Source organism: Levilactobacillus koreensis JCM 16448 (assembly GCF_001435525.1).
Classification (GTDB): Bacteria; Bacillota; Bacilli; order Lactobacillales; family Lactobacillaceae; genus Levilactobacillus; species Levilactobacillus koreensis.
The window spans coordinates 20,459-34,884 of record NZ_AZDP01000082.1; the positions used below are offsets into that span (position 1 = coordinate 20,459).

Genomic DNA, 14,426 nt, shown 5'->3' on the forward strand with positions numbered 1-14,426 from the left:
TGGAATCATTGAGGTTACAGGTAACTTAATTTGTTACAATTTTACAACTTACATATTTTGACGGTTCAGCCCTGAAACTGACCATATAGAAAAAACCTGAGCCATGTTAGCCCAGGTTTTTCGTTTAATTTAGAGGAGAAAATTTTAAGCTTAGTTGGCACCCAAGTAGACTTTTCGATCCAATTTTGGTGCTTGAACGGGTGTCCCGGCGGCCGTCATATCCTTGATGTAGTTGACGAACGTATCGGTATCCGTCCCAATTGAAGAAACGATCTTGGTGTCCTTGAAGGCTGCGAAGTCATCCCCACCGCCATGCAGGAAGTCATTGATGACCACATTGTAAGTGGCATCCATTTCGACTGGATCACCGTTAGCCTTGGTAATCTGTTCAACCTTGTAAGGCGTATCGGCCCCACCGGCTGGATTGTCGGCATAGGTGTACTTCAAGCCAGAAATCTGCAGATAGTACTGTTGCTTCTGGTCGTACTGTTGGTTCAGCGCGTCTTTGATCTGTTGACCAGTCATGGAAACGACTTGCAGGATGTTCCCAAATGGTTGAACGGCCGTGGCAGCACCCCAAGTGATGGACTTGTCGGGTTGAACCACCAGGTCTGAACGGACCCCACCGTTGTTAGTCATCGCAAAGTCAGCCTTGCTCCCGACCTTGTTGGCCTCGTAAAGTTGACCGTCCACGACCAATTCACCGGCCGCATTTTCCATGGTCTTCGAGTTGTTCAAACGACCCGTAATGGTTTCGGCAGTTGCGGCCTTCCCGATTACGGCGTTAACCTGTGGTGCAACGCGCTTGTCGGCATCGGCAACGATCGCTGAAACCTTAGCGTTATCCTTGATCTTTGGTGCTAACGTCTTTGGCAGAACAGGGTAAACGTGTGAAACAAGCCGCATAAACTTACCCGTCTTCGGGTTGATGTATCCCTGCGTGTTGTTGTAGGCCTTCCCAGTGTAAACGGCTTGTACGACGTGGGTCTTACCGACCGTGGCGTTCGCATACTGGTGAGAATGTCCCGCCACGTACAGACCAATATTGTTCTTCGGATCAGTCTGGTTGACCTTCTTCAAGATGTCAACGGCCGTTCCAGTAGTTTTTTTACCGTACGTTGAAACCCCGGTGTGGGCTAAGACGACGACTGCCTTCACACCTTTCCTATTCAAGATGCGGTCGTACTTCTTAATGGTCTTGGCTTCATCCAAAATCTTATAATCTTGGTAATTTTGGAGTAACGTCAACGTTGGCAAATCGGTCGTTTCGATGCCGATAAACCCAACCTTAGCCGTCTTACCGTGAGCCTTTACCGTCTTGATCACGTATGGCTTGTACCCATAAGGCCGCTTGTTGTTACTCTTCTTAACCACATTGGCCACAACTAATTTAATATTAGAGTTTTGATGCGGGTAATCTTTAATCAATTGCGACGCCGTGGCAGCTGGCTTTTGACCAGTCAGGATGCGGTTAAATTCACCCAGACCGTGGTCAAACTCGTGGTTTCCCAACGTCCCGATCTGAAATTTCATCGCCCGCAGCGTGTGCATGGTCGATTCGTGCGCCAACAGCGTTGAGTTGGCTGGCGAGGCGCCAACCATGTCGCCGGCTTCCACTCTAAACGTGTTGTTCGAGTGCTGTACCGCCTTGAAATGGTGCTGCGCTTGGTCCAATCCAGCCGCTAACCGGTTGACCGTCCCGACGCCCTGATAGGTACTCGATCCAATATTTACGGAACCCGTTGTTTCCAGACCCCCGTGCAGGTCATTGATCCCCAGCACTTGCACTGGAATGGCCGTTTTGTACTTCTTTGGAATCGACTTGTACCCCGGTTGCTCCGTTGGCATGGTGTAGTTGTCAGACTTAGTCGTGACCTTTGCCGTGCTGGCATTGGCTGATAAATCAACCCCACCCGCGATTAGTGCGGGAACTAAGACCGTTCCCATAAGTATATGACGCCAATAATGTTTCCCCATAACTAAAATGCCTCCCTGGAAGATAAGATTATGCACAATCCCAGAGTAGCAATGAAAGCCGTTACAAGCAATCGCTTTTTAGGATTAAAATCCGCTGTTCATTTCAAGGCGGCCACTAGTGGGGTTAGTGCCCGTGAAAAACTAATTCAGGGGGTGTTTGACAAGTCAATAAATGAACTGGGAGTCAGGCTTTCACACAAACCATTACATATCAGGTTGAACGTTTTACTTTCACAATTTACGCACTTCCCCTCAACTTTGACCGAAAAAAAAACGCGACAAATTTGTCAGCGTTTTTAGCTACCGGTGAAGCGCGACCTTTAACGGCCGTTTAAAAATCAACTGAGCGACACCCAACCGGTTCGCAAGCCAAACGTACAGGCCCAATGTCAGTAAACCGAGCACGCCCACGTACCCCATCGTCAGCAATTTTCCCGTAAAGAAAACGTGGCCGAATAACCATTGACAGCCATCGACCAGCACTGTGGCCGCTACGGCAAAGACCAAGTTGAGCTTGATGATCGGCAGGATAGCGTCCAATTTGACCGCATAGCTCCGACGAATCAGACGCCAACTGGCAATCGTGATCCACCCAAAGGCAATCGCCGTGGTCAACAGCGCCCCGTAGCCTTGGAAAACATAGACTAATGGGAGTTGTAGCACGATTTTAATACCTAGACCGATCAGTAGATACGTCGTCGCTTTTTTGCTCATCCGCAGGGCCTGCAAGACCGTCAAAAAGTCTAACGCCAGTCCTAAGACCAGACTTTGCCAGACGTTGGCTACCAGATAGGTGGCACCGGCACCATCGAAGTTAAAGAAAATGCCATAAGTGGGGTAGGCAAAGGCACTGACCATGATAACTAACGGCAAGAGGACGAACGTTAAGAGTTGAAAGTTGTTGGTCAGTAACGCGCCGATTTGAGACCGGTTAGCCTTGATATCACTGAGTTTACCAGCCAACAATGGGAGTGACGTTTCCGCCACCGCCATGGCCAGCGAGACAATGACCGTGGTGATCTTATTGGGGTTAGCCGAGAAGATCGTAAAGACGTACTGGGTCATCGCCGCCGACTGATGTAACAGTCCTTGCATAATTTGCTTGAAAAACAACTGGTCCACTAATTGACTCAGGGTAATTCCAGAACCAACGATCACAAACGGAATCGACTCGTAGCCAATCATTTTCAACAGGTGGCTTGCCGCATGCTGCTTACCGTCCTGACTCTGGGCCGTTAAACGCCGATACTCACCCCGTTGGCGCCATAAGTGGCCCAACAGGTACAGGTAACTCGCAATGGCTCCCACAAAGGCCGCCGCCACGCTCACGAAGACCGCCTGCACGTAACCTTGATGACCGACTTCAATCAGCCAATAGGTCCCACCTAAAATAACAATAATTCGAATAAATTGTTCCCATAGTTGGGAAATCCCAAACGGCTTGAGGTCCCCGTTTCCCTGAAACCAGCCCCGCAAGATACTCATTGACGGTAAAATTACAATGGCTGGCACTAAGCACCGAATCGCAATCGTCGCGTTCGCCACCGAACTAACGGGACTGTTTGCCGCTAGGACCGGCGCGATTCCATAGAGCAAGGCCCCACAGATGACCCCAGAAACGACCATGAAGCCAAACCCCGCGACCGCAATGTGCTTTGAATTAGTGAAACTGTCTTCACCATTAAAAAACGCGACTCGTCGGGCAATGGCGGACGGAAAGCCCGCGGTCCCCAGCGCAATAAACAGCGCGTATGGCGTGTAGGCTGTGTTAAACAACGCCTGTGCCACGGTTTGATGTTGCGGCGACCCAATCATCGCCAACCACGGAATCAGGTAAACCACCCCTAAAATCCGCGAAAAAATGCTCCCAAATGAGAGCCAAAATGATCCTGAAATAATTTTTTTATCCATAAATTGCGCTCACATTTCTAGTCTAGTGTGTTAGGCATCATTAGCTAGGATACGCCACTCCTTAGCCGCTGTACATAACCAATGCATCCGTTTGGGCTGAGTTCGGTTCTGAAAATGGCCGCTGCGGCAGACAGGCACGCCACCCTACGAGAAAATTAAGTCACAATATATTAGTCAAACTTGACCGCACTACGGCTCTGATTCGCCTACTACCATGACAACCAGCGAAATGCCTGGGCACCATGGTTTTCGCAGTCCAACTGATAGTGAATTCTCTGTCTATTCTCGCAATTAGCTGCGAACACACGGGGGACGATAGACGTGAACAAAATCTAAGAGCTTTAATCCCCAACTACAACAAAAAAGCTGACACTATCTCAAAATACAGATAATATCAGCAATTTTTTATTTAAAGCCGAGAGGTCGGCAGATATGGGCTCAGGCGCGTCGTTCTACTTAGTTGGCGGTGTTTTCCCGCCGGCTTAGTAGAAGACCAAGCTTGAAGACTCGTGTTTTTCGAGGCTTCAAGTTGCGTCCGCACCGTTCCAGCCCATATCTGCCGACCGGTAAGGCGAAGGGCCCACCAGATTGCCTAGTTTTAGTCTCACTGTTGTTGCTAGAGCAGGCATGACTGGTATTTTGGAACTTTCAACCTTTTAGTACCGCCGCAGTGCAAAATTTTCCTCATCATTCGTAAGCTAACGACTCGATTGGATCGAGTTTCGCCGCTTGACCCGCTGGTGCCAAGGCCGCTAGTAGGCTGATGATGACCGCAACGACGATCCCGAAGATCATGTAGTTACTAGTGATCTCAATAATCGTGTAGCCAATGTACTTATTGGCGACGTTATTGGCCAGTAGTGCGACAATTTCGGTGAAGATCAACGCTAACACACTGGAGAACAGACCGAGGAAGAAGGCTTCCGACAAGAATAAGTGCCGGACGTCCTTGCGCCGAACACCCAGTGCCCGGAGAATTCCAATCTCCTTAGTTCGTTCGGAAACGCTGATGTAGAGCACCACGATAATCATGATGGCCGATACCAGCAGCGAGATACCGGCAATGGCAGCTAAGACGTAGAACGCCAATTGAATGTAGGTGTTCAGCGTCGATACAATCGCGCCCGCCCCCGTCAACTGGTACTGTTTCTTGCCGTTGTCCGCCTTGAGTGCCTTGATCTTATCCTGAACACTCGTCACATTTTTCAGCGAGTCGATCATGACCGTCGCAAAGTTCGCCCTGAAGGTCAACTTTTTACTGCTGTACATGTTGCGAATCGTTTGTAAATTGGTCTGGAGTTGACCCGAACTGTCATCGGTAATTCCACTGACCGTCAGCGACTTGGTCATCACAACGGGAAGGTGCTTGCTATTCATGCCCGTAATGGACACTTTGACCTTTTTACCGATCAATTGGTATGGGTGTTGCTTGTTGAACTTCTTGGCAAAGACCTTGGACAACATCACTTCGCCCGTCTTGGCCTTGGTCCCCTTCTTCACACTCTTGGCCAACATCTGGTCAGTCATCGTTTGAAAAATAGAAGAGGTCGCTGAAGTCCCGCCACGCTGAACCTGAACGCCTTGCCCGTAGTAGCCGAGCTCGACTTTCTTCACGTGGCTGATTTTCTTGATGCGGGTCACGTCGGCCTGCCCCATCTCAAGTTTCGTTGGCTTTTGACTATCCGTATTCTGCGCCACCTGAACCGCGGTCGGCTTGATCTGCGAATAAATTTCGTGATTGATGTACCCCTTGACCCCACGACCGAGTCCCAGCATCAGAATCACACTGAAGATTCCAATCGAAGCCCCAAAGATGATCAACAAGTTCCGTTTCAAATTGTAGCGCATGTGCTTCAAGGCCATCTTGACCATCGCCGTAAAGCTCAGGTGCTTGGCTGGCAACACACTGTGGTCCTTCACGGGAAAGGCTGGTTTGAGCTGAGTATCATGGTCAATAACCCCGTCTTCCATGTGCACGATTCGCGTCCCGTGGTCAGCGACTTCTTGGGAGTGGGTCACACAGATGACCAATTTACCATCGGCCGCAATCTCATCCATCAGCGCCAAGATTTCCTTGGTGTTCTGCGAATCCAGCGCGCCAGTTGGCTCATCGGCAATGATGATGTCAGGATCAGATGCCAACGCCCGGGCAATGGCGACCCGTTGCTTTTGCCCACCGGACAGTTGGTTCGGGTGCTTGTGAATATGCTCCTTTAACCCCACCTGCGCCAACAATTTCACGGCCCGGTCATGCTGTTCTTTGTGGCTCAGCCCGGTCATCTGCAGTGAAACTAACACGTTGTCCAGAATGCTCAGGTGACTAATTAAATTGAAGTTTTGGAAAATAAAGCCAATCGTCTGTCGGCGAAAGGCATCGAGTTTCTTTGCCGAAATATTGCGGACGGATTCTCCATTCAGGAGCACATCGCCCTCATACTGGGCGTCCAGGCCACCGATGATGTTCATCAGCGTGGTCTTCCCGCCACCAGATTCCCCTAAAATAGAAACGAACTCCCCACGCTCGAACTGTAGGTCGATTCCCTTTAACACGGGGAACGCCGTCTTATTCATGTAGTAAGACTTATGAATATCCCTTAACTCTAAAAAGCTCATAGACTTCCTCCTCATAACCGGTATGCCTTGAAGAATACCCCTTTTGCGTCTATGCGACAAGTCCTTCACCCTATAAATTCTTCGTTACTTTGGCGACTTGATTAGGCGTTGTTAGTGGTCAAATTAATCCGCCATGGCAAAAAGAGCTATCCAACTTACGGATAGCTCTCTACATATTTTAAACGATTATTTCTGAAATGCCTGCCGCATTGCCGTCACGTCCGCTGCCGGTTGCGTGCTGTTAGTCAGTAACGTAATGACCGCCACACCGGCTGCACCCGTCTGCGCAATTGCTGGCAACGAATCCACGGTCACACCGCCGATCGCCACGATGGGCACGTTGGCTTGGTCGACTAGCTTTGCCAGCCCCGTCGTCCCAATCACGGGGTCGGCGTCGTCCTTGGACGTGGTCGGGTAGATGGGACCACTGCCCAAGTAGTCGATACCACTAACCTGATTGGCCGCCGCAACCTCTTTAGCCGTCGAGCATGACAAGCCCACGAAGAGATTCTGCCCAGCGACCGCATCGATCACCCGTTGGACGCCCTCATCGCTTTGCCCCACGTGAATGCCATCGGCGTGTAGGGCCAATGCCATGTCGACATCGTCATCCACGATAAACGGCACGCTGGCCGCATGACATTGGTCACGTAAATCGCGGCCCAACGCCAACCGGTCAGCTGCAGTCAACCGACTAGCACCCTTATCCCGAAACTGATAAGCCGTGATGCCGGCCTTCAACATGGTCGCTAAAACATCACGCAAGTCGCGGTCAGGAACGTCCTGGCTTCCCGCAACGAAATACGCGCGTAGTAATCCCGATTCAAATGTCACTGACATTATTCAGCGCCTCCTTGACGATAAGCCCAATGGTTCAACGGCCCATGACCATTGCCAACCGCGATTGGATTGGCGATGGCTGCCGTCACGTAGTCCTTGGCCACGCGAATGGCAGACTCAAAGTCCGCCCCCTTCGCAAGTTCAGCCGTGATGCAGGAGGACAAAGTATCCCCCGTTCCGTGTGTCCGCACCGTATCGACCCGTGGCGCCGTCAGCCAAAACGACCGTCCATCGGCCAATAAAACAAAATCACTGGCTTGATCCGGCGTCGCTTCATGGCCGCCCTTGATGACAACATTTTTGGCACCCAAGTCTTGCAAGGCTACGGCCGCTTGTTCCATGCCAATTGCGGACGTAATCTCTTGGCCCGTCAATCGTTCCGCCTCAGGTAAGTTTGGCGTCAAGACATCTGCTAGGGGCACTAATTCGTTGCGCACCGTTTCTACGGCGTCGTCAGCCAACAGTGCCGCGCCACCCTTGGCAATCATTACGGGATCGACCGTTAAGGGGCCAAAATCATAATGTTTTAGATTCTCCACGACCCCGTGCACGTGCTCGGCGTCCGCCAACATTCCGGTCTTGCACGCCCGAATTTTTAAATCGGCCGCTAACGACGCGAATTGTTCGTCGATCAGTTTTTGCGGCAGGGCCATAAAGTCCTGCACTCCGAGTGTATTTTGCGCGGTAACCGCAACAATAACCGCCGTACCGAAGACATTGCGCTCCTGCATGGTCTTTAGGTCCGCCATAACACCGGCGCCACCGCCGCTATCGGTCCCCGCTATCGTTAAGGTCTGTGGAAATTCATTTGCCATACTGTCTCATCCCTTCTACCTACTGATACGCGGCCACCGTTTTAATCTCGTCGACCGTCGTCAGTTGTAAGCCGTCCAGTAGTTGCACTGTAAAACTCCCCGCAGCTAGATTCGGCGTTTTTTTAGTAATCAGCTCGCCGATGGCCGCAAAGACCAGGCAAGCCGTTTGGGCTGCTTCAAAATAGTCGTCTTCAACCGCACAGAACGCCGCCACAATACTCGACAACATGTCACCGGAGCCCACGTGGACTTGAAAAAGCGGCGTGCCGTTCATGACCTTGACCGTCCGCGTGCCATCGGTAATGACATCGGTTGGCCCAGACAAAATGACCGTGCAGGCTAATTTCTGCGCACAGGCTTGGGCGATGGCAACTAGGTCACCGTCACCCTCGCCAGCGTCGATTCCCTTGGCCTGCCAGGACACGTCAGCCAACGCAGCAATCTCACCAGCGTTACCACGAATCACATCTGGATGAAATTCCTGAAATAGTTTAGTGGCAACCTGCTTTCGATAGGCAACGGCCCCCACCGCTACCGGATCGACCACCAAAGGACGATGTTTCTCATTAGCCAACTTGCCGACCGTTCTAATTTGCTCGACCTGGCGCTGTGTAAAGGCCCCTAGATTTAAACAAACAGCACTGGAAATATCCAGTAGCTCGTCGGCCTCGGCCACTTCTTCGGACATGATCGGTGACGCGCCCAACGCGTTCAATCCGTTGGCCACATCCTGGACCGTGACAAAGTTGGAGATGTTAAAGACGATTGGATTTTGCTGCCGTAACTCATTCAACAGAGCTAATTTCATGGTGAATCCCCCTTATGATTGCCGGTCAACCGGCGTTTCCAAGCCACTAAAAAACGGGCTGTCAGCTCCCGATAGAACTGGCGGCCCGAGACGGGTGCCACGACACGTTCCCTTCGCAAGTCTGAACTTGACAGGTTCCAAGGGATCGCGATTACTCGCATCTCAGCCCGCTAACGGACACCCCTAGTGTTCTTGGTTACTTCAAGCATAACAGGTTTTTCACCAACGTCAACGACTCTTAAATTACTCAATAATCCGTTGAGCAACTTCACCAATTAGCCGCCAACCGCGGTCAATCATCTTATCGGGCAGGAAGCGCCGCAGATAAAGGACCTGGCTCCCAGAACCGGCATGGTAACGGGTCTTGGGCCGCCGAGAAAGGGCCGCACGGTCGACTAACCGCGCAATCACTTGAGGCTTACTGGAGAACTGCTTAACGGCTTTTAAAATCGCCGCGGCACGATTGGCGGTTTGCTTGTAAGGGCCATTACCAGAGGTTTCCTGTAAGTGACTCGCCGCAATGTCAGCCCATTCAGATTGAATGCCACCGGGTTCGATGACGACCGTGTCGATGCCTAACGGTTGGAGCTCCAGTCGCAGCGAATCGGATAACCCTTCCAAAGCAAATTTAGACGCCACATACCAGCTGGCCATGGGTTGCGCCACTTTGCCGTCGACGGAGGTAATGTTGATGATCCGCCCCGCTTGTTGTTGCCGCATCATGGGCAGGACAGACTGAATCAACCGTGCCGCACCGAATAAGTTCACGTCAAATTGGTCCTGTGCCTGGGATAAAGGAACATCTTCCAACGCTCCCATTAGGCCATAACCGGCGTTGTTGACCAAAATATCAATCCGACCGGTCTCACTAACGATTCGGTCAACGACGCGCTCAACGCTATCGGGGTCCGTCACGTCTAAGGACAACGTGGTGATTCCCAAGTCGTCCAAATCATTCATGCGGCTGACCCGCCGCGCCCCAGCGTAAACGATGACCCCATTACGGTGCAAACTCCGAGCAATGGCGTTCCCAATTCCAGATGACGCCCCAGTAACCAACGCAACTTTTCGATGTGCCATAAGTATTTTCCTCCTTGAATTAGCTGTTTATTTCGAATCAGACTGGTACAAAATTTCCACACTGCAGCTGCCAGAGTTTCCGTCTACTGTGGAGACGCTCCGGACTGAGAAACAATCCTCCGACACGACTGACTATATCCCTGGCCTCCTCCAGCTTTGATTGATATCTTTAACTTCAAACGTTGAATACCAGAAACAACCCCTGACTGTTTAAACCCCAACTCATGAACAAACCGAAGAAGCTGTTACGATTGTCGTAGCCGGAGGTAGTTAGGTATATTCCCCGTGTCGGTGGCGTTGGTCGGGGTATTTTCCCGACCTACACCACGGGGCGACCTTTGAGACTTGGTCTTTTACAAGGCTCAAAGGCGAGCCTGAAGACCGCTCTCTGGCTTCAGGCGTCCCCCATGGGCGAATATACCTAGCTACCGCAGACGAAGATCAACCTAAATTGTCAGCTGCTTCCGTTCATTGTAGAAACCGCGGTAAGCCCAGTAACAGGCGAGGACGGAACCAATGCTGGTCGCCGACATTAACATAAAGGTCACCATGATTTGATATTTAATCGCCCGCACCGGGTCAACGCCGGCGAAGATCAACCCGGACATCATCCCCGGTAGACTAACGATCCCCACGGTCTTCGCGGAATCAATTGTCGGCTGCATGCCCGTCTTGATGCTATCGCGCAGGATTTCCTTGGACGCATCCTTCAGGTCGGCACCCAACGCCAGCTTTTCCAAAACGGCCTGTCGTTCCTGCTTGAATTGAGCGTTCAAATTGCGATAACACAGACCGATTGCCACCATCGAATTGGACGCGATCATCCCCGAAATCGGAATCATCTGTGATGGGATAAACTTGATGGCCCCCGCCAACATCAACACGCCCAGCGTCACAGTCGTACTGATGAGAATGGCGCCGATGGAAATTGGCAAAGCGCGTGGGATCCCATTACTCCGCTGTTTTGCATTGTATCCAGCGTTAAAAATAATGATTAAAATCAGAATGGCCGTCAACCAAACATTGTTCAATCGGAACACATATTTCAGCAAATAACCGACCACAAACAATTGGATCACGGCGCGAACAACGCCGATGATCATGTCACGGTCAATACCTAATTTTTCGTGCCACCCAATGGCTAACGCAATCATGACCAATCCCAGTGCTAAGACTAACGATTGATTATTTACGGCAAGATTCATAGGCTACCTCCCACGAGGCGGCCATCCTCAATGGTGATCAACCGTTTGGCCGCATCGATTTCTTCTTGATCATGGGTAATGGCGATGATTGTCAGCCCGTCATCCTGATTAAAATGCTGGATCATCGACCAAACGAACGCCTTATTTTCGGCATCCAATCCAGCTGTAACTTCGTCTAAAATCAAGACCTCCGGGTAAATCATGACATTGCGCAGTAAAGCGACCCGCTGGCGTTGCCCACCGGACAGGTCATTTACGGCTTTATCCAGGTCACTTGCCGTCAGTCCCACATATTCTAACCCAGTGATGGCCCGCTCTTCGTCGAAGCTCAACTGGCGAATCTGATAAGGAAAGGCGAGATTATCCCGGACCGTATTGCCAAATAGGGTCGGCTGTTGAAAACTATACGAGACCCGTCGCCGATAAACGATAGGATCGTAACTTTCAATCGGCTGGCCATCAAAGACCAACTCACCGCTGGTTTTGCTCAACAGTGACGCGATAATCCGAACTAGCGTTGACTTTCCGCTACCGGAGGGCCCCGCAATCGTTACCCACTCACGCGCGTCAATCGTCAGGTTAATGTCGGTCAAGATTGGGGTCTGATCGACTCGATACCCCACATTTTTCAACGTGATCAAGCTCATGGCTCCGCCTCCTCCGTAAAAATCGTCCATATGGTCTCATTGTACCCAAATCGCTTGAAATTGCCTATGGAAACGGCTTCATTTTAAAGAAAAATGTTGTTTTAACTGGCCATTAACACTCCGTTCAGCTGGCAAACGGGCGCGAACACCCCTACGACCAGAAAAATTTGGTATACTAGTCAGGACCGTAACTACTGAACGACTTAATAATAGGAGAAAACATGGCAAACTATGAATCCAGAAACACCCGTGGGAACGGCAGTCGTAATGACCGCAGCGCCCACAGTAACCAACGTGACCGTAATAACGATCACCGGAGTTATAACGACCGTAATAGCCGCGACAACGATCACCGTGGCTACGCTGGCCGTAATGATCGGAACAGCGACCACCGCGGTTATAACGACCGTAATGGCCGCGACAATGACCACCGGAGCTATAACGACCGCAATGGCCGCGACAATGACCACCGGAGCTATAACGACCGCAACCGCGATAACAATCATCGCAGCTATAATGACCGCAACCGGAACGATGACCACCGCCAAAACAACCGCTACAACCAGGGCAATGACCGGCGCGGCAGTTTCAGTCGCAACAATGATCGCCGCAACAACGACCGTCAAGCCGAGGGCGTACAGGTCGAAGTGGGTCAACGTTTCCCACTGACCATCAAGCGCATGGGCATTAATGGTGAAGGAATCGGCTATTACAAGCGCATGGCCGTCTTCGTGCCGGGCGCATTGACCGACGAAGAAGCCGTGGTGGAAGTCACCAGTGTCGCCACGCGCTTCATGCGTGCCAAGGTTCACCGTATCCGCAAGGCTAGTCCCCACCGTGTAGAACCACGCGATAGCTACGCCGATCAAGTCGGTGGCTTTGAGCTAGAACATTTAGACTACCCCGAGCAACTAAAATTCAAACAAGACATTGTCGCCCAGTCCCTGGAACGCTACCAACCAGAAGGCTACCGTCACTACGATCTACGGCCAACTCTGGGCATGGATGACCCTTACAACTACCGCAACAAGGCTCAATTCCAAGTCCGGCGTAATGCCGAAGGTCAAATTGAAGCTGGCCTGTACGCTGAACGAAGTCACGATTTAGTCGACCTACCAACGTGTTCAGTTCAGATGCCAGTCACAATGACCGTCATGCGGGCCGTTGTCGCCATGATGCAGGACTTGGACATGCCGATCTATGACGAAGAAGCCAAATCCGGTATCGTCAAGACGCTGGTCGTCCGAGCTGCAGCGCATACCGATGACGTTCAATTGGTCTTCATTACCAACTCGCAAAAACTGCCACACAAGCACGAATTACTCGAACGAATCGCCGCCGAGCTCCCTCAAGTAACTTCCGTCATGCAAAATATCAATCCAGGTGAAACTTCCCTGGTTTGGGGCGACGACACGCGTCATTTAGCCGGCGAAGAAACGATTACCGAAAAATTGGACGGTTTGGCATTCAAGCTCTCCGCCCGCGCCTTCTTACAATTGAACCCTTACCAGGTAGAGGTTCTGTACGGCGAAGCAAAGAAGGCCCTCGACCTACAACCAGGCGAAACGGTCGTCGATGCGTACGCAGGTATCGGTACAATTGGGTTGTCACTAGCTAGTGTGGCCGAAGAGGTTCGCGGAATGGACATCATCCCCGAAGCCGTCAGCGACGCGAACGAAAATGCCGCAGCTAACGGCATCACCAACGCCCACTATGAGCTAGGGACCGCTGAAGAACTCTTGCCAAAATGGATTATGAGTGGCTTTCGGCCGGACGCTATTGTGGTCGATCCACCACGTACCGGCCTGGACGGCGAGTTGATTGAAACCATTTTAGCCGTACGTCCAGAGAAGCTGGTCTATATCTCCTGCAACCCATCGACGTTGGCTAAGGACTTGGTTGAATTAGCCCACGATTACCGGGTCAACTACATCCAGTCCGTGGACATGATGCCCCAAACCGCCCGCTGTGAAGCTGTGGTTAAACTAACTCGGCGCCAATAGATTAATAGGCAGTCGCGACTTTTCGTGTTAGACTTTTAACTAACGATAAAGGAACGAATTCCGTAGAAAGTTGGCAAATGACATGCAAGATCCTTTTAAGGGCTTTAACGACGATGATCAAAACAACCAAAATGGTAACGGCCCTCAAGGACTCCCGTTACCGCCGAACTACGCCACCGTCGTTAACGCCGATGGGAACATGCGCATCGCAAAGGTTGGGTTTTCATGGACCATGTTGTTCTTTCCCCCGTTTCCTACAATTTTTCGGGGAGACTGGTACAACCTCCTTTGTATTCTGGGAATCGAGCTCAGCGTATCCATGTTGCTGGTCATGACCGTCAATGTTAACCAGTTAGCCCAAATCACATCGGTTTTCCAACCAGTTCTCGGTCTGGTGTGGGGTTCCCTTTACAACATGATGTATTTCAAGCATCTCTTTAATCGTGGCTTCGTGCCGGCAGATGACCGATCACGTGACCTGTTGATGCAGGCCCACTACTGGTCACAACCTAAGGAAAAGTAGACTG

General features: G+C 51.2%; 11 protein-coding genes and 1 riboswitch. Of the genes, 2 read left to right on the top strand and 9 right to left on the bottom strand.

The window, feature by feature from the left end; all coding sequences use genetic code 11:
• Window positions 1–150: 150 nt before the first annotated feature.
• From FC99_RS07270 to FC99_RS07315, 9 genes are all read right to left on the bottom strand, one after another.
• Window positions 151–1,977, bottom strand: coding sequence for a bifunctional metallophosphatase/5'-nucleotidase (locus FC99_RS07270; RefSeq protein WP_053083549.1), 1,827 nt, complete (start codon window positions 1,975–1,977; stop codon window positions 151–153).
• 300 nt (window positions 1,978–2,277) lie between these two features.
• A complete protein-coding gene (locus FC99_RS07280; protein ID WP_048734297.1) occupies window positions 2,278–3,888 on the bottom strand; it encodes a putative polysaccharide biosynthesis protein in 1,611 nt (536 codons plus the stop codon).
• A 687-nt stretch (window positions 3,889–4,575) separates the two neighbouring features.
• On the bottom strand, window positions 4,576–6,501 hold the full coding sequence (locus FC99_RS07285; RefSeq protein WP_048734295.1) for an ABC transporter ATP-binding protein/permease: 1,926 nt from the start codon (window positions 6,499–6,501) through the stop codon (window positions 4,576–4,578).
• 186 nt (window positions 6,502–6,687) lie between these two features.
• Entirely contained in the window at window positions 6,688–7,341 is a 654-nt protein-coding gene (gene thiE, locus FC99_RS07290; RefSeq protein WP_048734292.1) for a thiamine phosphate synthase, read from the bottom strand.
• The gene (gene thiD / locus FC99_RS07295) at window positions 7,341–8,156 is read right to left on the bottom strand and encodes a bifunctional hydroxymethylpyrimidine kinase/phosphomethylpyrimidine kinase (RefSeq protein ID WP_048734290.1); all 816 of its coding nucleotides are present in this window, start codon (window positions 8,154–8,156) and stop codon (window positions 7,341–7,343) included. The genes thiE and thiD overlap by 1 nt, the downstream gene beginning before the upstream one ends.
• Before the next feature lie 19 nt (window positions 8,157–8,175).
• On the bottom strand, window positions 8,176–8,964 hold the full coding sequence (gene thiM / locus FC99_RS07300; protein WP_048734287.1) for a hydroxyethylthiazole kinase: 789 nt from the start codon (window positions 8,962–8,964) through the stop codon (window positions 8,176–8,178).
• Window positions 8,965–9,054: 90 nt separating this feature from the next.
• Window positions 9,055–9,159, bottom strand: a riboswitch (TPP riboswitch).
• A 48-nt stretch (window positions 9,160–9,207) separates the two neighbouring features.
• Window positions 9,208–10,044, bottom strand: a complete 837-nt coding sequence (locus FC99_RS07305; protein WP_048734286.1) for an oxidoreductase — start codon at window positions 10,042–10,044, stop codon at window positions 9,208–9,210.
• A gap of 446 nt (window positions 10,045–10,490) precedes the next feature.
• Complete coding sequence (locus FC99_RS07310; protein WP_048734284.1) at window positions 10,491–11,249, bottom strand: ABC transporter permease; 759 nt, start codon at window positions 11,247–11,249, stop codon at window positions 10,491–10,493.
• Entirely contained in the window at window positions 11,246–11,896 is a 651-nt protein-coding gene (locus FC99_RS07315) for an ABC transporter ATP-binding protein (protein WP_048734282.1), read from the bottom strand. The genes FC99_RS07310 and FC99_RS07315 overlap by 4 nt, the downstream gene beginning before the upstream one ends.
• A 647-nt stretch (window positions 11,897–12,543) precedes the next feature.
• Here FC99_RS07315 and rlmD point away from each other — a divergent pair.
• Together rlmD and FC99_RS07325 are read left to right on the top strand one after the other, a co-directional pair.
• Entirely contained in the window at window positions 12,544–13,899 is a 1,356-nt protein-coding gene (gene rlmD / locus FC99_RS07320) for a 23S rRNA (uracil(1939)-C(5))-methyltransferase RlmD (RefSeq protein WP_048736345.1), read from the top strand.
• 82 nt (window positions 13,900–13,981) lie between these two features.
• Window positions 13,982–14,422: a DUF2628 domain-containing protein gene (locus tag FC99_RS07325; protein ID WP_048734280.1), complete on the top strand. Its 441-nt coding sequence runs from the start codon at window positions 13,982–13,984 to the stop codon at window positions 14,420–14,422.
• The last annotated feature ends 4 nt before the right edge of the window (window positions 14,423–14,426 follow it).